Source organism: Streptomyces changchenzhani, from assembly GCF_039766235.1.
Classification (GTDB): Bacteria; Actinomycetota; Actinomycetes; order Streptomycetales; family Streptomycetaceae; genus Streptomyces.
The window spans coordinates 410408-429650 of record NZ_JBDHNH010000003.1; the positions used below are offsets into that span (position 1 = coordinate 410408).

At 70.9% G+C, this 19243-nt stretch carries 1 protein-coding gene (only partly in view); it reads left to right on the forward strand.

The window, feature by feature from the left end; translation table 11 throughout:
• Positions 1 to 19243 carry the beginning of a lonely Cys domain-containing protein gene (locus tag ABCR94_RS13295; RefSeq protein WP_347119461.1) on the forward strand. Its footprint extends 19295 nt past the window's final position, so the window shows 19243 of its 38538 coding nt (coding positions 1-19243); it begins with the start codon at positions 1 to 3; the stop codon falls past the right edge of the window.

Consider the following 19243-nt stretch of genomic DNA (forward strand, 5'->3'; position numbering starts at 1 on the left):
ATGTTCTCTCCCGCTCTGCGGGAGTTCATCGAGGTGTGGGTAGGCGCCAACGTCGCCACCGGCAATGAGGACAGAGGCTACGGCAGCCGTAATCCTTATCGTCGGCTGGCCGACGACGTCGGGGCGCTCTCCGACGCGATGAAGGCTGCGATCGACACAGCGGGACAGTCGCTTCCGCCGGAGATCGGCCGTGAGTTCGTCGCCGCGATGAAGACCTTCGTCGACGACGCCGGCCACAACCATCTTGATGACTTTTCCAAGGAGCTTCGAGACATAGGCCGCCGGCAGGTGGACCGCTCGATACAGCTCGCGGAGAGCAAGTACCAGATCCTCCTTGAGTTCATTTTCATGAACCTCGAACTTGCTCTGATCGCCGCGCTCGCCATCTTCACCGGCGGTACCTCCATGACCCAGATAGCTGTGGTCAGGTCGCGTACCGCGCTCTCCATCCTGTTGATCCTCCAGCGGATGGGACACGCTGTCCCGACGCCGATCTCGGCGCTGCTCGAAGCGATCCAGGAAGCATTCATCACGTTCGCCGCCCAGGTCATCTCGATGACCGCGCCGGACGAGGGCCGGCGCCGTACCGATTTCGACTGGACGGACATCGGTAAGTCGGCGGTCGTGGGGGCACTTGCGGGGGCCTTCGGCGGCATCTTCTCCCAGGTGACCGCGCCGCTCTTCAAGAACTTCTTCAAGAGGCACCCGGTGTGGAAGGAGGTGTATGAACTTCCCCATACCTTCATCAACGAGGGCCAGGCCGAAACCTTCGCGGAGACGTTCACCAACCTCTTCTTCCTGGGCACGTTCGCCATCAACCCCGCCACGTTCGTGAGCGCCGGACTCAGCGGCGCCCTGTTCGAGGGCGCTTCCGACGTTGCGGAGTACGGCGGGAAGTGGGCCAACAAGAGGTTCTTCCCGGAACTCAACTTCGGTCAGAACGACATCAATTACCAGACGGGCGGCGGTAGGAGCGGGAGCGGGAGCGGGAGCAGCGCCGACAACAACAAGCCGACCCCCTGGAAGCCCAGCAATGCCGGTCCCGATGCAAACGCCGGTCTCTACCGCGCCCCGGCCGACTACTACTCCGACCCTCCGCCCCGCCCCAACACGGTGTCCACGTACGAGAACCGGGACGCTCCCGATCCCAGCAACTCCGTCATCGATGATGTCGACGGCAATGGTTACGCTCCCATCCAGACGGCGAACGGACCCGGTGCGGGCCCCTATGTCCCGCCGTATCGGCCCGACCTGGACAACTCCGCATCGCCTATCAGCGATGTCTCATCCGAGTCCGGTTCCGGTTCAGATGCGGACTTCGACTACGACTCCCGCAGCGATACTTCGTCCGTAACGGATTACGACTCCGACTATGACGCGTACCAGCAGCAGGGGCCGGTGACCAACGCGGGCCCGGGTGCGGCGACCGGAGCCGGTGCGGGCAGTGCGGTCAAGTACTCCTCCTCCCCGACGAATTACGACGGGGAAGACTCGAATTACACCGGGGGAGACGCCACCACCGGGGACATATCGGGGAATTCGAGCCGCGAGTCCGTCATCTCCGCGCTCAACCCTCTGGATGCTGGGGGCCCCGGGAACAACCCGTCCGCCGACGCGCTGTCGAACCTCCCCACCACTGCGGGCTCTTCGGCTCCTTCGTCGGTGCCGACCCACTCGTCGGGCACCTCCGATTATCAGGAGCCCGACAGCCTCCTCGGCGACAACGAGGGCATCGCCGCTGCGGACGGCGCACTGTCCGCCGGCCAGCAGTCGGCCTCACCGGGTTCGGACACCGTCGAGTCGGCTTCGGGTCGGCCTGCCGGCGCCGGCGGCAACAGCTCCACTGCAGAGGAGTTCGTGCGGGAGCGGACAGCGGACGGCGAGGCTCTCGCACCGTTGGCCGGTGACATGGACATGGGCGAGGACGCGGATGCGCTGTCCTCACTCCCCGCCCGTGCGGAAAACTTGGTCCCGGACTCGGCGGCCCAGCGGTCGCCGGACCTCAACACGCAGGCGAGGGGTCACCAGGCCGGCGACGGCACCGCCCCGGCCCCGCGGACAGGGTCGAGCCCCGGTACGGGGGAGCAGGCCGAATCGGACCTCGCCGCCGAGGTAGTGGCCCCGGCCGACACCGTGGTGGCTCCGCCGGTTCACGCCGTGGCGACCGACGTCGCCTCCGCCCCTCACCGCCCCGCGGCCGGGGCGCACCAGCCAACGCCCGGCCCGGTCACCACACCCCAGAGCGGTGCGGTTCCGGAGGAGACTTCGTACGCCGCCGAGGAGTCGGCCACCACAACGTTGCTCCCGGCCCCCGTCGGCACCACCACAGGCATACTCGGCAGCGGCGCCCGCGCGGGCGATGCGCAGGCCACAGCACCGCAGCAACGGCCCTCGGCCTCTCCTGGCGATGCCGACGCCCCGCCGCAGCTCCGAGAGGAAACGCCGCCGCCGTACCGCGCCGTGCCGACCGAGTCCGAAGCGCCGCCGACCGTATCGACGGTATCGACCGTATCCACGGGCTCGACCGGCGAGACTGTCATGCAGTCGGAACAGGCCGCCGGGGCCCTCGGGGCGTCGCCAGTTCGACCGCTTTCCGACGACGCGAAGCTGGATGTCGGCCGCCGGTTCAGCGCCCTCATGAGGGAGATCGGCCACCCCGTCGTCCTCGCGAGCGGAGCTCGGGGCAGGGTGCAGTTCGAGAACCCGCGCCCCCTCGGCACCCTGGAGTTCCATCTCCGCGCAGAGGTCGGCGAGTTCGCCGATGACGTCAACCGGGCCATCGCCCAGCGGTTCCCCGGGGTGTCGCCGAACGCCCTGCGCGTGGGCGCGGACGGACGCTCGCTGACCGGTGTGGTCCAGGGTGCGGAGATCAGCATCGGCACCGCCCCGCACGCCTTTGCCGACACCACCGAGACCGACGGCTTCACCGTCCCCGCCGTCACCGAGTCGCTGGCGGACACCGCGTACACGCTGGCTCTGGCCACCGACGAGCAGCAGCGGGCGAGGGGCCTGTTCGATCTGATGTGGGGGTTGTCGCACGCCCCGGCCGACGACGCACTCCCGGCCGCTCGGCTGGAGGCCCTGCGCGGGGACACCTACCGTGCTGCACGCCCCTCTGCGGCCGCTCCCACGCCGACCGTCCGGCTCAGCGAGCTGCTTGACGAGGTCGCGCGGAACGCCGACGCCCGGTCGGAATACGAGGCGAAGTGGTCGGCCCTCGGCGCGGGACCGAACGACCTGAGGCGGCTGAACGACGAACTCGCCACCCTCGCCGACGCTTTGCGCGGCACCGACGCGGTGGCCTTTGACCCGGTCCGGCAACTGGCCTCGCGTCTGCCGGACATGCCCGAGGCGGACCGCACCCGCGAACTGGCGCTGCTGTCACCGGCCGAGCGTGAGCGGCTCGCGTCCGACCCGGCCCTGGTGGACGCGCTCCGGAGGCTGCCCGGCGAGGAGTTCGCCAAGGCGGCGGCCCAGTTGATGGTGCAGATACCGGCCGGGGTGGACCAGCCGGTGTCGGCGCGCCACGAGGCACAGGAGCAGATCGCGCGTACGCTGCGCGACCCGGATGTCACGGCGAAGTTGCTGAAGAACGGCGCCCGCATGATCGTGGTGCCCAAAAGCGAGGCGATCACCACACTGGACCCGTTCCGCGACCTGGCGGGGCAGACCACGTCGGACGGCCGTTCGTGGGACGAGGTGCGCGGTATCGGCCGACGCACCGCGGGTGTGACGGAGGAGAACCTCCTCGGCGAGTTCACCTCGGTCCCGGGGGCCGAGTCCGCCTATCCGGACGGGTACTCCACGACCCTCCACGAGTTCGCGCACACGATCCACCAGTACGGGCTGAGCGAGGCGGACCAGCGGCTCATCCACGACGCGTTCCAGGCGACCACGGACGAGTACGGCGCGATTTGGCCCGATGGAGTGCTGCACGGCAACTACTCGAGCCGGGACGAGCTGGAGTTCTTCGCCCAGCTCACCAACGTCTACTTGCGGGCGAACCGGGGGAAGGACCCGTACACCGGGGAGACGCGGCAGAACGGCGGGCCGGACTGGGTCCGCAGGCACCAGCCGACGTTGTTCCCGCTGCTGCGGAGGCTGTACGGCACGGACCCGGAGTCTGTGTACGCGGGGACGGTCAACCCCTTCGACGCCACCCAGGCGGAGAACGAGACGTACGAGGGCTTCCGGGCGCTGTGGGATGCGGCGGAGGGCACCCATGTGCCCCAGCCCCACACCCCCGCCCCCACGCCCGCGCCCCCCGTGCGCCCGGCCGGCGCTGTCACGGACGCTCCCGCGCCGCCGCCCAGTGGCATGGCGCGCGCGCAGTGGAAGGCGCTGGCGGCCGTTCTCATCCAGGTGTTCGGTCCGGATGCCCCCGCGAACCCCGCCTTCTCGCAGACGGTGAGCACGCTTGCGGTGCTGGACTCGGCGCGCAGGGGGGATCGGCACTTCGGCGCTGGACCGATCGATCTGTGGGGAATCACGCGGCGCGTCCTGCATGTCGCTCCTGGCGCGCAGGTGACTCCGGACCTCGTCTTTCAGGCCCTGTCGGTGGCGGGCAGCGCGGCAAGGCGGGGCCGGGCCGGGAGTCTGGCCGCGGTGGCGGCCTATCAGTTGGAGCGGTCGGGAGCGCTGGCGGCTTCCACGGTACTGAACGGTCCTGACGGCCACTTCCAGGGACGGAACCTGACGGGACGGCCCCTGAACCTGCTCTTGGACAGAACGGGCGTACAGGGCAGCACTGGCGTCATCAGGCAGGGCCCGGTGCCGTGGGACGAGCAGGCATACGCGGTGGTGGGGGAGCGGGCGCCCTCGGGCCTGATCGTCCTGGACAACCGCCAGGGGAACCCGGTGGAGGTGGACGAGGACGAGCTGATCGAGCTGGTGGTGCACGACCCCGACCGGGCCGCGGGCGTTCCGCTGGTGTTGCTGGTGGAGGGCGTCGGTGAGGCGTTGACGCGGAAGCTGGCGGACCGGATCGGGGGGCGGGTGTGGTCCACCGACGGCACCTTCCTGTTGCAACCGGTGTCCGACAGCAGCGCGTGGCAGCATCTCGTCCTCGCGAACCCCCAGCCGGGGACGATTCCGCGCGGGACGTGGATTCCCAGCGATCCGGGGCTGGTCCCGGACGATCCCGACGCCGTGGTGACGCTGGCCGACGGGACACAGGTCAGGGAGGACGACCTGTCGTCGTACACCCTGACGACCATCGACGGACAGCGGCTGACCGGACGGGCCTACCTCAACGCGCAGGACGTGGCGCGTTGGGAGAACGGCATGCGTCAGCTCTCCGCGGTCGAGTCCTACACCGATCTGTACCTGGGGCAGTCGGAGACCGACAGCACGCGGGAGAGCGGATTGCGACCGCTGCCCCGGAGCCTGGCCGATGCGTACACCGCCGTGGGCCATGGCGGTGGTGGTGACCCGGGTGTGCCGGCGCGGAGCACCGGCCAGACCTACAGAATCGGCGGTCAGGAATTCGGCAGGCTGATCAGCCGGAGGAAGAGCCTGCAGCAGCTGCCGCCGGAGAGTCCGGTCTGGATGCTGTGGTGTGAACTCGGCCAGGTGCGGCCGGGGAACGACAGGCTGGAGTCGCCACCTGTGGCCCAGTACGTCGCGAACTCGACCGGTCGCGAGGGATTCACGTCGGAAGCGCCCCAAGGATGGCAAGCGCCGACTGAGGGGGTGCGGTTGATCAAGTACGACGATCCGGACCAGCCCCGGTTCCGCTACCGCGCGTTCCGTCCCGAGCCCGCGACTGCCACGCTCAGCCACCTCGCCGACCTGGCTGGCCTGCCCGCTGACACTTACCGCAGAACGACCCGGGCGAAGCGATGGGTGCGGGCACTGCGGGAGACCCACGGCCTGGACATCGACACCAACCCCAGCCGGGTCGCGGAGTTCCAGAACCTGATCCAGGGCTTCGGCGCGCTGGAGTCGCTGCGGATGAACGCCCCGGGCAACCCGGACACCGGACCGCTGACCTGGCGGTCGCTGGAACAGATCGTGGGCGTCTACACCCAGGGCCAGGGCTGGGACCCCTGGCTGACCGCGAACGCGCTGGAACACGTGCTGTACCAGGCGCAGGTGGGCGGCCTGCCCCAGGAGTCCGTGGTTGTCGCCGGCGCCCCCGGGGCGCCGGCTGCTCCGCCCGCGTCCCGCCTGTCCGACGACCCCGCCGAACCGGGTCGGGACGACATCGACATCGACGCCGGTGCCCTGGAGCCGCAGGACGACGCGTCCCAGGTCACCGAGGCGGGCCCGAGCGGAACACAGGGGCAGACGCAGGAGTCGACCGCCGCACCGCAGACCCGGCAGAACTCGTCGCCCGCTTCCCGCGAGCTGTCGGCGTACGCCCTGGCCTACGGCTCCCAGCACGACGGCCACGTCGGCCTCGTCCTGCACGAGCCGACCCCCGCCGCCGTCCTCGACGGGCTGTACGGGCAGGTCATCGACGCACTCGGGGTCGAGGAGGGCAGCGCCGACGCTTCATCCCTGCGGACCCAGCTCCGCGAGGTCCTGAGCGCGGAGGAAGTCGAACGCAACCGGCCGTATCTGCGCGGCCTCCAAGGCCACCGGATCACGGTCCGGCACGGGGGCCGGGAGCGGACCGTCGACGTACGGCTGGCGCACGGGAACAGCAGGATGTCGACGAAGTACGGCGAGAACGCCGTGACGCTCCCCGACGTCCAGGTGGAGCAGAGGGCCAGGGGAGGCCAGTCGTCCTCCACCACCGAGGGCTGGGGGAACATCCGCACCAGCTCCCTCCCGTGGACCTTGATCCGCCTGGCCAACGGTGCGGGACCGGTGCGCTGGGGAGACGTCACGGTCGCGGTGTCCACGACGCACAACCAGCTGGCCCAGTCCCTCACTGTCAGTGAGTCGCTCGTGGTCACGAACAAGCTGCGGGCCCAGGACCCGGCGTTCCCGATGGACTTCGACGGGTTGTGGCAGATCCAGGTGGACACCCCCCGCGAGCACACCGGCAACTGGCTGCCGGAGCGGTCGCACGGTCCGGTCACTGTGTGGGTCCCCGAACACCGCGCCTTCGACGACGGCACCGACCCGGCTGACCTGCCCGCGCCCGCGGATCCGGATGGCATTCCGCTGTGGGGCGTAGAGAGCGTGGGACAGCCGCGCCGGCTGCTCACCGAACTCCTCGCGGACCCGGGTTTCGGCTCGCTGGCCGAGCTGGACGAGGGCTCGGCGCGGGAGTTGGAGATCTTCCTGGGCGAGGAGATGCTGAGTGGCACCCCGCACCTCCAGGCCGGCGGCGGGGTGTACTCGCCGACGCTGATGGACGCGGGCGGCAGCGCGATCGGCGTGCTCGAGCTCAGGGCGCGGATAGAGCTGGGGCAGCCGACGGGGATGAGCCCCGACGGCAATTTCCTGCTGGAGACATGGTTCACCCACGGCGCGAACACGGAGCAGTCGGCGAAGTTCACCAGCGGACTGGGGTTCGAGGGCACCGGCGGGCCGACGTTCACCACCGACCACACCCCGGAGCACCCGAACGGGGCGGCGTCGTTCGGTGGCAACCTCCTGGGCAAGCTGGGTGTGAACTGGCAGGTGAACGAGGGGCTGAGCGCCTCGGGCGGCGCGATGCTGATGCACGGCCTCACCACAGTGAGCAGCACTCTGCTCACCCCCGGCCGGGTCACCTACGAGGTGACGCTGCACCGTGCCGGGGGCGGTGAGATCAGCGGGACGTTCGGGCCGTGGGAGGACGGCCTGCGGCTGCAGATGGCCCAGCGGAGCACACAGGAGGGGCACCGGCCCGGTCCGGGCGAGGTGCGGGAGCTGCCCGACCATCTGGAGAACCTGGAGAGCATCGGGTACTCGGAGACGCCCTTGAAGGTCGAGGGGGCCGATGTGCTCTTCGACCGGGCAAAGGCGTGGTTGCAGCAGGAAGGGTTCCTGCCGTCGGCCGAGCACCAGGAGTCGTCCTTCCCGATCCGGCTGGACGAGCCGCTCCGCCAGGCGCAGTTGGCCAATCTGCGGCAGCTGGGAAAGCTGCGCACCCGGTTCGGCCTGGCCACCTCGATGCCGGAGGCGGTGGACGGCGGGCGCCCCATCTGGTTCGAGCGGCCGAACGCCGTCAGCGGCACCCGCCGGGTGCAGCTGCGGTTGTCCGCCCTGCGTGACACCACGCTGCCCGCCGAGCACACCCGGAGGCTGCCCGACGTCCATCAGCTCGGCTTCAGCTCGTCCGAGTCCGGTGGCGGGCGGCAGCGCGGTACCGCGCTGGGCGGCGCGTTCGGGGCCGGCGGCGGGTTCAACGTCCCGCTCGCGGACGGTGCCGGAACGCTGAGCACCGGCCCCGACTACACCGGTTCCGGGCAGATCTCCGACACCGTGTCCGTCGGAGATATGGTCGGTTTCGAACAGGTCGCCATGACGAGGAAGAACGGCAGTGAGGTCTTCCGGGTGCCGGCCAGGTTCGCCCTGGACCTGTACGAGGGCACCGACGATCAGCCCCTCGTCCGTTTCGCCGACCTCGTCACGGAGGGCGTCACGGAGGGCGATACGGAGGGCGATACGGACGCCGGGGACGGCGCGAACACGGCCGTACCGCTGCGCGACCTGTCCACCGCGCCGCACACCGTGCCCGGCAGCATCTCCCTGCTGGTCCCGTACTACCGCACCCGCCCCCCGAGCGGGAGCATCGTGTCCGCCGGGCCGCGGCCGGGCCAGGTGATCCGTCAGGTGGTCACCGACGGCGGGCCCATGGACGACCACGCGCGCCTCGGCATGGTGGACGCGTACGGCCGCCCGCTCCCCGGGATCACCCGGCTGCCGGACGGCGCGGTCGTGGACACCTTCCGCGGCACCGCCGCACTGATGGAGGCCCTGGGCCAGATCGTCGCGGGGACCTATCCCGGCCGTCCGGAGCCCGGTGCGCTGACCCGGGCCGTGCGTCGTACCGCCGCCGGTCTCTCCGGCGCGGCCACCGGCGCCGCGGGCCTGATCACCGGTGCCGCGCAGCGGACCGCCGCCGCTGCGAAGAGTGTCGTCCCCGCCCGTTTCGGTGGCGCCCTGAACAGCGCCGCCACCGTGGCAAACCTGTTGGGCTCCCCCCTGGCACGGGCGGCACTCCTGCCCTACACCTGGGCGACGACGTCCTACACGTGGACGTCGGTGGCCGTGGCGGGCGCGGCGAAGAACGACCCGGGCACCCTCGCGGCCGAGACCCGGCACGCCGGGATCCGGCCGGCTCAGCTTCTCTCCCGGTCGCCACAGATCCTCGGGAGCCGTCATGTGGTGGAGGGCCTGACGCTGCCGGGCATGGCGGCGGACCAGGTCATGACGGTGGAGATCGAGGGTTATCTGCACCACCCCCGCCACCTGGGCTCCGAAGACATGTACTCCGAGCAGGATGTGAGCTCGGCGGACTCGGCCGGTCAGCAGCGGGGTGTCGGTCTGGCCCGGCAGGGGAACTTCGCGCTCACCGGTTTGCAGACGGCCCCGGCGGACCCCGCCGACCTGGTGCATCAGTTCAACCCGAGCGGCCGGTACACCTACTCCCGACGCACCGACGACACCCGTGCGCTGAGCAGCGTCACGAAGATCACTCGCGTCCCCCTCCAGGACGGAGTCCACCATCTGATCGGCGCGGACGTCACGCTGCTGGTGACGGTCAAGCAGGGCCTGCGCAATGTGGCCGGGAACACCGTCGGGCTGGGCGGTCACGCCCCCGTGACGGTGGCGATCGATCTGCCGCGTGCGGTGACGTTCCTGGCGCCGGAGGCGGCGCTGGCCCGTTACGCACAGTGGTTCCAGGGTCTGGCGGGGCTGCCGTCCCTGACGCTGCCGCAGCCGAGCGTCCCGCTTCCCGACGTGTTCGCCCGCACCCGCCAACTCGGCGTCGCAAGCGTCCTGTCGATCACCCAGCTGGACAGCACGATCCGCCGCCACGAGCGCCGGGACCGGCTCCGCCAGGAGCTGACCGAGCTGGTCGAGCACGAGGCGCCGGGCGCCACCCAGCCGGGACACTCCTCCCATCTCCCCGGTGTGGCGTCCGCGATCGCCCGCCACACCGAACCCTCGGCGCTGCGCACGCTGCCCGGCCGTGGTGAGGACGGCACCCGGTTCCATTTCCTGCACGTCGCCTACGGCGGCGCACGACTGGTCGAGGTGACCGTTCGCGCGGAACTCCTGATGCAGACACCGGCGCTGCGCGGCGTACTCGGCCGCCCGGCGGCCCAGGGCAGTGGTCTGGAGCAGGTCCAGTCGCACACCCCGCAGGCGAGCTCGAACGCCGCCGCCACCACCTGGACGCACCAGACCGCGGTCAACCCGATCTCCCGGTACCCGCGTCCCGGCGTCACCGGCCGCGCGGACCGCGAAGGCCCGTCCGTCGCGCTGACCAACACCCGCTCCCGCACGAGGCAGTCCGGCATCACCGCTGAAGACCGCCAGTGGACGCGTACCGACAGCGCCGCCGACTTCGACGACATCGACTACGCCTTCACCGCCTCGGTCCGCTCCCAGCTGATCGCCGAATGGCCCGCGAACATCCCGGGCGGGCTCATCCAGGCCGGGCTGCTGTCCTTCTCCGGCCTGAACGGGAATGCCGTGGCCCGGCTGATCGCCGGGGCCCGCCGCCTGCTGAGCGGCCGGCCGGCCGGCTCGGTCACGGTGCCGGCCGCGGCGGCACTGCGGTTCGCCGGGTCCGAGGCCGTCCAGCCACTGCGGCACGAGGGTCCTCGCCCACCCGCGCTGCTCACCCAGGACCCGCTGGCGATGTCGCCGCAGCAGGCGCACGCCCAGGGCACGCCGCCGTTCCCGGCGAACTCCCGGCTGGTGCCGACCGGGACGACCCCCGTCCAGGACTTCAACGCCTTTCCCCAGCTGACCCAGGCCCTGCACACCGTCGCACCGGACCTAACCTCCTCCTGGGGGCTGCCCGCCGATGCCTCCGGGGAGGCGGCCGCCGCCCGTCTCGGTGAGCTGATCCAGGCCGGTGACATCAGCGTGGACCTGCCCCGCGCCGCGGCGGGCCTGACGCCGCGGATGCCCGGCAGCTGGCCGCTGGACACACCCGGAGTGGCGCCCGCTCTGTCGGTGTCGTTGCACAATCCGCGGCCCGTCACGGACACCGGTGACGTCGCCGTGGACCGGGTCCGGACGCACTCCCGTACGGCCTTGTCCTCCTCCTCGGCGGGTAGTTCCTTCTCGGTGGTCCAACAGGGCACGTACAGCCTCGGGACCGGCAATCTGCAACTGCTGGGCGTGAACGTCCCCCTGGCGGCCCAGCAGCCGCACACCGTGTCCTCCAACACCGGTGTGACCGGTACCCGGTACGACCGTATGCGGACCGGCCATGCCACGCAGCCCGCCGACCGGCGCGGCACCCGCAGCTACGAGACGCTGGTCGACACGGTCCTCACGGTGGTGGGCCCGGAGGGCACGCGGTACGTCACCGGGACCGCTTCCGCGCGACTGTGGGAACGGGACGTGCTCGGCTTCGGCGTCACGCCACCGCGTCCCGACGCCGGGGTCTACGACCTGCCCGCGATGCTCGCCGACCAGGACGCGGAGGATCTGCGGGACTGGACGCGTCATCCGGTCACCGATCTTCCGCAGGCGCTCGCGGACGGGCTCGACGATCAGGACTCCTCGGCACAGCTGTGGCTGGCGCTCGGCGTCGACCCCGGCGGGACCCGGCTGGCCCGCGCCCTCTTCACGGCCTCCCGTACCGCCACCCTGTCCGGAAAGCCTGTCGAACTGGTGGTGCGCACCGAGGAGGGGTTGCGCCACTGGCCGTTCGCCGCCGACGGCATGCTGACGGACGTCACCGAAGCCACCGCCGACGCGTCGCGGGCGCTGCGCGACACGGCCGACGCGTACACGGCGGCGGTGACGGCCGAGCGGCAGGCCGTCACGGACGAACAGGAGCTTCTTGCGGACCGGGGCGAGGCCGAGCGGGACCTGGGCCGGTCGGAGCAGGCGGTGGTGGACGCCACCGCCGAGCACACGGAGGCGGTGACGGCCCATGAGTCCGTCGTACGGGAGGCCGGACTCGCCCGGGAGACGGCCGACATCGCGGTGCGGGAGGCCGAAGCGGAGCTGGCCCGTGCCGCGCAGGCCGTCCGGGACGCGGAGGCGCTGCCGACCGCGGAGCAGGTGCGGCAGGCGCGGCTGGCGTGGAGGCAGGCGCAGGCCGAGGCGCAGAGTATCGAGCGGATGGCCAGGGAGAGCGGTCCCCAGCCGGGCCTGGGGGAGGCTCAGGAGCGTGCCGCGACCGCCCACGGGCAGTGGCTCGACCTCCAGCAGCGGCATGAGGGCCGCGCGGCGGACCTGAGTGACGCACAGGCTGTGCTTCCCACGGCTCGTACGGCGGTGGACACCGCACAGGCGGGCCAGGAGCAGGTCCGGCTGGAGACCGAGCGTGCCGTGGCCGAGGCACAGAGCGAGGAGCGGCGCAGGGCCGGGGCGGTGTCGCGCCGGACGCGGTTCCGCGACGGCGACCTGATCCGGCTGAGCGAGATCGAGCAGACGCTGCGGGACGCCCGGCAGGACCGGCAGACCCAGGCCCGGGCTCAGGGGGACGCGTGGCGCGGGCTGTCCGGCCTGGCGGGCACGCTGGACGCCGCGCGCCGCGCGGTGGGCACCGGTCAGGGAGGGTCCATCCGCGGCTCCCTGTCCTCGACGCCCGCCCGCTGGCCGGGCGACGGTCGGCAACCGACCCCGGCTACCCCGGTCGGCCCCGCCGGCCAGGACACGCGCCGGGCGACGGAGACGGCCGGTCAGTACGGAGTGGACCCGCGGCCGGACGCCGTGTCGCGGCCGACGGCGTCCGGCACGACCGAGACGGACGAGCTCTACCTGTTCTCGCCGCCTGCTGGCCCGTCCGTTTCCTCTTCCACGGGGCCCGCGCCCGCGCCCGCTCCCCGGACCACGTCGGGGACTTTCGCTGGTGCGTCCGATCCGTTGCTGTCGGCGCAGACTCTGATGGCGGGTCTGTCGGGTGCGGGGCAGGGGCGGAACTGGACGGGCAAGGTGGTGAGCCGGGTGCGGTCCGGTCGGGTGCGTGTGATCGAGACGCGGCCGGGTGTGCTGGCGAAGATCGTGTCGGAGGAGGACGCGCCGTGGCCGGATTCGGCGTATGTCGTCGCGGCGGACGGTGACTCCGGCGGGGTGCGTGTCTTGGACGGTCGGGTGCTGGACACGGAGGCGCTGGCCGATGTGCTGGCTGCCGACCCCGAGTTGGCGCGGTTGCCGAAGAACGTGCCGGTGCTTCTGGCTGTGCCGTTCGCGCAGCGGTCCCTGGATCTGCAGACGTTGGCGAACCGGCTGGGCCGGCGGGTGGTGGGTCCCAGCGGTGAGGGGCGTCTGGTCGGTGACGGGTCGGGGAACGCGCATCTTCCGGTGCTGGTCGACCGTGCGGCCGACCAGCCGGTCGGCGTCTGGGCACCCTACGATCCCCTGGCCACGGCGCTGCCGTTCGAGGACCGTAAGTGGACGGCGCTGGACGGGACCACGTTCCGGGACAGCGACGTGGACAGCCGGCCCCTGGTCTCCGGCGGGCACAAGCAGCGGTTCGGCCGGATCTCCGTGCAGGACGGCGAGCACCTGCGGGAGTTCGAGCAGCGGTTCAAGTCGTACCTCGACATGCGGCGCCTTGTGCACAAGATTCCGGCTGGTGCCGACCATCAGGACGCTGAGATCGAGGAGCTGACCCCTGATCCGGCGGTCTATGTCTACGCTGGTCACGGGAATCCGGGCCGGATGACGCTCGCCCTCCGCGACGGCCGGACCGTGCGGTTGGGCAAGCGGGACGCCGCGCGTTACATCGCCGGGCTGCGCGAAGTGCGCCAGCTGCCCCCAGGGCACCGGCTGGGCCTGGAGGTCTGCTGGAGCGCCTCGGACGGCGACCCGCAGCAGCAGCCCCCCAATCACGGTCCGCGGCCCCACGTAGACGACCCTTGGGCTGACGTTCCGTTCGGTCAGTACGCCGCCAACGAGAGTCGGCGGGAGACCACTTCGGCGACCACGCAGACCGGCATGACGAGTAAAGACCGGGTGCTGATCGCCGCGGCTGATGGGGAGAGGGGGCGTCGCGTCACGTTCCTGCCTGAGCCGCTTGAGCATGAGTTGGACGGGCTGGCGCGTGACGCGGGTCTGCACAAGGGGCCGGGTTCGGTGCCGGCGGAGGCGCGGTCGACTGCATTGCGGCTGGTGCGAGGGCTGCGGGGCGTTTTCGGCAATGACGTCGAGAAGGACCGTGGTGTGCCGGGCGGCCGGTATGAGCGGCTGGTCCGGGGCATTGGCGCGCTGGAGACGATGCGTGCGAACGATCCGGCGCTCAGCGGGGTCACCCCGCTGCGGGAGGACATGCTGGCCTTCTACGCGCAGCAGCACAGTGGGGGGATCGCGGACACGGCCGCCTTTGAGTCTCTTCTGGACTTCGCCCGGGACCGCGTCGCGGCAGACCTCGGGGCCCGGCTCAGCACGGAGGTGCCGGCGCCTGCTCTGATGGTGACGCTCAATGAGCTCGCCACTTCGGGCGAGGCCATACTGCGTTCCGTTCAGGGGCTGCCCGTGGGGGCGGCGGTGAGCCCGGGGCAGGTGGCGTCCACCCTCTGGGCGACGGTCCGGGCCGCGAAGATGCTGTTCAACGAGATACCGCCGGCGGACCGGGAAGCACACGGCCGCGGTGTGCTCCACCTGCCCGACACCGATACCTGGGACCTGTCGAGGCAGAAAACACTCTGGGCGCTGACCGCCAAGGCCCTCGCCGAGGGTCTGGACGTCACCGACCGCGACCTGCTGGCCGCCTACCACTTGAAGCAGACGGGTGCGTTCGGCCCTGCCGCTCTGCTGTGGCAAGGGCAGAACGTCCAAGGCGTCTATTGGAGCGACACGCCCGCGCCCGAGGGGGTCAACTGGCGCAGCGTGCGCCAGATGACGCACGGGCCGGGCGGGACCACCGTCCAACAGGTCGTGCCGGAATGGGCCGGACCGGGGCTGCCCGACCCCATCCTGAACCTGATCAATGTGGACCGGGTCGGGAACATCGTGCTGCACCTGCCCGGCCGCACCCCGCTCCCGGTGTCGGAGGACGAGTTCCTGGCGCTGCTGGACCTGGACCCGGCGCTGCGTACAACGCCCCTGGGTACTCCCGTCCTGTTCCTGGCCTCCGGTCCCGGGGCTCTGCGGCCGGAGCTGGTGCAGCGGTTCGCCCAGCGCAGCGGCCGTCCCGCCTTCAGCTACGGCGCGCCGCTGATGCTGACTGCCGCCGATCCGTCGGCCCCGCTCAGCATCGTCGCTCTCCTGGACCCGGCCACCCAGGCCCCGGGCCACTGGACCAAGGCCGCCCGGCAGCCGTCGAAGCTTTCTGGGGAGTCTTCGGGCTCCATCAGCATCTTGGGCTCGCCCGACCCGGCAGACCCGGCCGCCGCACAGCAAGAGGGTTCCGGCGGAACCGATCCGTTGCTGTCGGCGCAGACCCTGATGGCGGGTCCGTCGGGTGCGGGGCAGGGGCGGAACTGGACGGGCAAGGCGGTGAGCCGGGTGCGGCCCGGCCGGGTGCGGCTGTATGAGACTCGTCCGGGTGCGGCGCCGCTGATCGTGTCGGATGAGGACGCGCCGTGGCCGGATTCGGCGTATGTGGTGGCGGGCCAGGGTGAGAACGGGGGTGTGCGGGTCCCTGACGGCCGCGTGCTGGACGCGGCGGCGCTGGCCGATGTGCTGGTCGCCGACCCCGAGTTGGCGTCGTTGCCGAAGGATGTGCCCGTGGTGCTGGCTGTCCCGAACATGGGCAGCGAGTATCTGGACGGGGTGGCCCGCCGGCTCGGCCGGAGGGTGTGGGCGCCCAGTGGTGAGGGGCGTCTGATCCCCGACGGAACGGGTAACGCGCATGTTCTGGGGCTGGTCGACCGTGATGCGGATCTGCCGTACGGCGCTTGGGTGCCGTTCGATCCGACCCCCAGGACGGCGGCGCCGTTCGAGGACCGTGGGTGGACGGCACTGGACGGCACCACGTTCCGTGACAGTGATGTGTATACGCGGCCAATGGTTTCGAAGGACCACGAGCGGTACGGGCGGATTTCGATCGCGGACAGCGACGGTCTGCGGCGGCTGGAACAGCGGTTCCGGAAGTTCCGGGAGATGCGGCGACTTGTGCATCTGGTGCCGACCGGTGGCGGTCGGCACCACGGGATGTCCGAGGAGGTGACTCCGGATCCCGCGATCTATGTGTTCGCAGGTCATGGAAAGCCCGGTCGGCTGGCGCTGGCGCTCCGCGACGGCCGCATCGTGCGGTTGGGCAAGAGGGATGCGGCCCGTTACGTCGCGGGTCTGCGCGAGGTGCGTGAGCTGCCGCCGGGGCATCGACTGTACGCGGAGGTGTGCTGGGGTGCGTCGGACGGCGACCCGACGCAGGCTCACCCCGAAACTGCTCCCGCGCCGCATGTCGATGATCCGCTGGAAGACATTCCGTTCGGTCATGTCCTGGCGAACGAGAGCGGACGGGAGACGTCGGCGGTCACCCGGCCGACTGGCCTGAATGACGATGTCCGGATAGTTCTGGACGGCGCCGATGGTGAGCGCGGGCGTCGGGTCACCTACCGTCCGGACCCGTCGGATGCCCAGTTGGACAAGCTGGCCCGCGACATGGATCTACACAAGGGGCCGGGTGATGTGCCGCCGGAGACGCGCGCGACCACTGTGCGGCTGGTGCGGGCGTTGCGGACCGCGTTGGGCAGCAAGTTCGAGGACAATCCGTTCCGGTATCGGCAGGTGCTCAAGGGCATCGGCGCGCTGGAGACGATGCGTGCGAATGACCCGGACCTGAAGAACCGCACCCCGTTCCGTCTGGACATGCTGGATTTCCTGACCCAGGCGCATACGGGGAAGACTCCGGACGAGGCGGGCCATCTGGCATTGCTCACCTTCGCTCGGGACCAGATCGCGGCTAATCCGCATGCCGAGCTGAGCAAGGAGATCAATTCACCTGCCCTGCGGCTGACTCTCGGACAGTTCTCCACCAGCGGTGAAGCTGTGGTGCGTGCCGTGAAGGCATTGCCGGGCAATGCGCCGGTGCGCCCCAAAGATGTCGCGTCCGCTCTGTGGGCGACAGCCCGTGCCGGGCAGCGGATGGGGCAGGTGCCGGGACCGGACCGGGAGGCGTTCGGCCGCAAGGTGCTCCATCTGCCCGACACCGAGACCTGGGACCGGGCGAAGCAGCAAACGCTGTGGGAGCTGGCGGCGAAGGCCATCGCTGAGGGCATGGACGTCACCGACGGCAATGTGCTGGCCGCCTACCACTTGAAGCAGACGGGTGCGTTCGGTCCGGCCGCTCTGCTGTGGCAAGGGCAGAACGTCCAGGGCGTCAACTGGAGCGGCACATCCGCACCCGCGGGCGTCAACTGGGGCAGCGTGCGCCAGATGACGAACGGGACCGGCGGAACCACTACCCAACAGGTCGCGCCGGGCTGGGCCGGCCAGGGGCAGCCCATGCCACTGCTGAACCTGATCAATGTGGACCGGGCCGGGAACATCGTGCTGCACCTGCCCGGCCGTAGCCCGCTCCCGGTGTCGGAGGAGGAGTTCCTGGCGCTGCTGAGCCTGGACCCGGGGCTGCGTACAACGCCGCTGGGTACTCCGGTGCTGTTCCTGACCTCCGGTCCCGGGGTGCTGAGGCCGGAGCTGGTGCAGCGGTTCGCCCAGCGCAGCGGCCGTCCCGCCTTCAGCTACAACGCGCCCCTCGCACTGACCGCCGCCGATCCGTCGGCCCCGCTCAGCATCGTCGCTCTCCTGGACCCGGCCACCCAGGCCCCGGGCCACTGGACCAAGGCCGCCCGGCAGCCGTCGAAGCTTTCTGGGGAGTCTTCGGGCTCCATCAGCATCTTGGGCTCGCCCGACCCGGCAGACCCGGCCGCCGCACAGCAAGAGGGTTCCGGCGGAACCGATCCGTTGCTGTCGGCGCAGACCTTGATGGCGGGTCTGTCGGGTGCGGGGCAGGGGCGGAACTGGGCGGGCAAGGCGGTGAGCCGGGTGCGGCCCGGTCGGGTGCGTGTGATCGAGACGCGGCCGGGTGTGCTGGCGAAGATCGTGTCGGAGGAGGACGCGCCGTGGCCGGATTCGGCGTATGTCGTCGCGGCGGACGGTGACTCCGGCGGGGTGCGTGTCTTGGACGGTCGGGTGCTGGACACGGAGGCGCTGGCCGATGTGCTGGCTGCCGACCCCGAGTTGGCGCGGTTGCCGAAGAACGTGCCGGTGCTTCTGGCTGTGCCGTTCGCGCAGCGGTCCTTGGATCTGCAGACGTTGGCGAACCGGCTGGGCCGGCGGGTGGTGGGTCCCAGCGGTGAGGGGCGTCTGGTCGGTGACGGGTCGGGGAACGCGCATCTTCCGGCGCTGGTCGACCGCGACGCGAAAAAGGCGTTCGGTCTCTGGGCCCCCTACGATCCCCTGGCCACGGCGCTGCCCTTCGAGGACCGTGAGTGGACGGCGCTGGACGGGATCACGTTCCGGGACAGCGACGTGGACACCCGGCCCCTGGTCTCCGAGGACCACGAGCGGTTCGGCCGGATCTCGGCGCGGGACGGCGAGAGCTTGCGGAGGTCGGAGCAGTGGTTCAAGTCGTACCTCGACATGCGGCGGCTCGTGCACGAGATTCCGGCTGGTGCCGGCCATCAGGATGGCGAGATCGAGAAAGTAACCCCTGATCCGGCGGTCTACCTCTTCACCGCACACGGAAGTCTGGGCCTGATGGTGCTCGTCCTCCGTGACGGCCGGAGGGTGCGGTTGGGCAAGCGGGACGCCGCGCGTTACATCGCCGGGCTGCGCGAAGTGCGCCAGCTGCCCCCAGGGCACCGGCTGGGCCTGGAGGTCTGCTGGAGCGCCTCGGACGGCAACCCGCGTCAGTTGCGTGGCTCGAACCGGCCCCTGCCTCACGTCGACGACCCCCTGGAAGACGTCCCGTTCGGTCAGTACGCCGCCAACGAGAGCAGGCGGGAAACCAAGGCGGCCACCAGATCGACCGGTGTGATGAGTGGCAGTCATGTGATGACCGCCGCGGCTGATGGGGAGAGGGGGCGTCGCGTCACGTTCCTGCCTGAGCCGCTTGAGCATGAGTTGGACGGGCTGGCGCGTGACGCGGGTCTGCACAGGGGTCCGGGTTCGGTGCCGGCGGAGGCGCGGTCGACTGCATTGCGGCTGGTGCGAGGGCTGCGGGGCGTTTTCGGCAATGACGTCGAGAAGGACCGTGGTGTGCCGGGCGGCCGGTATGAGC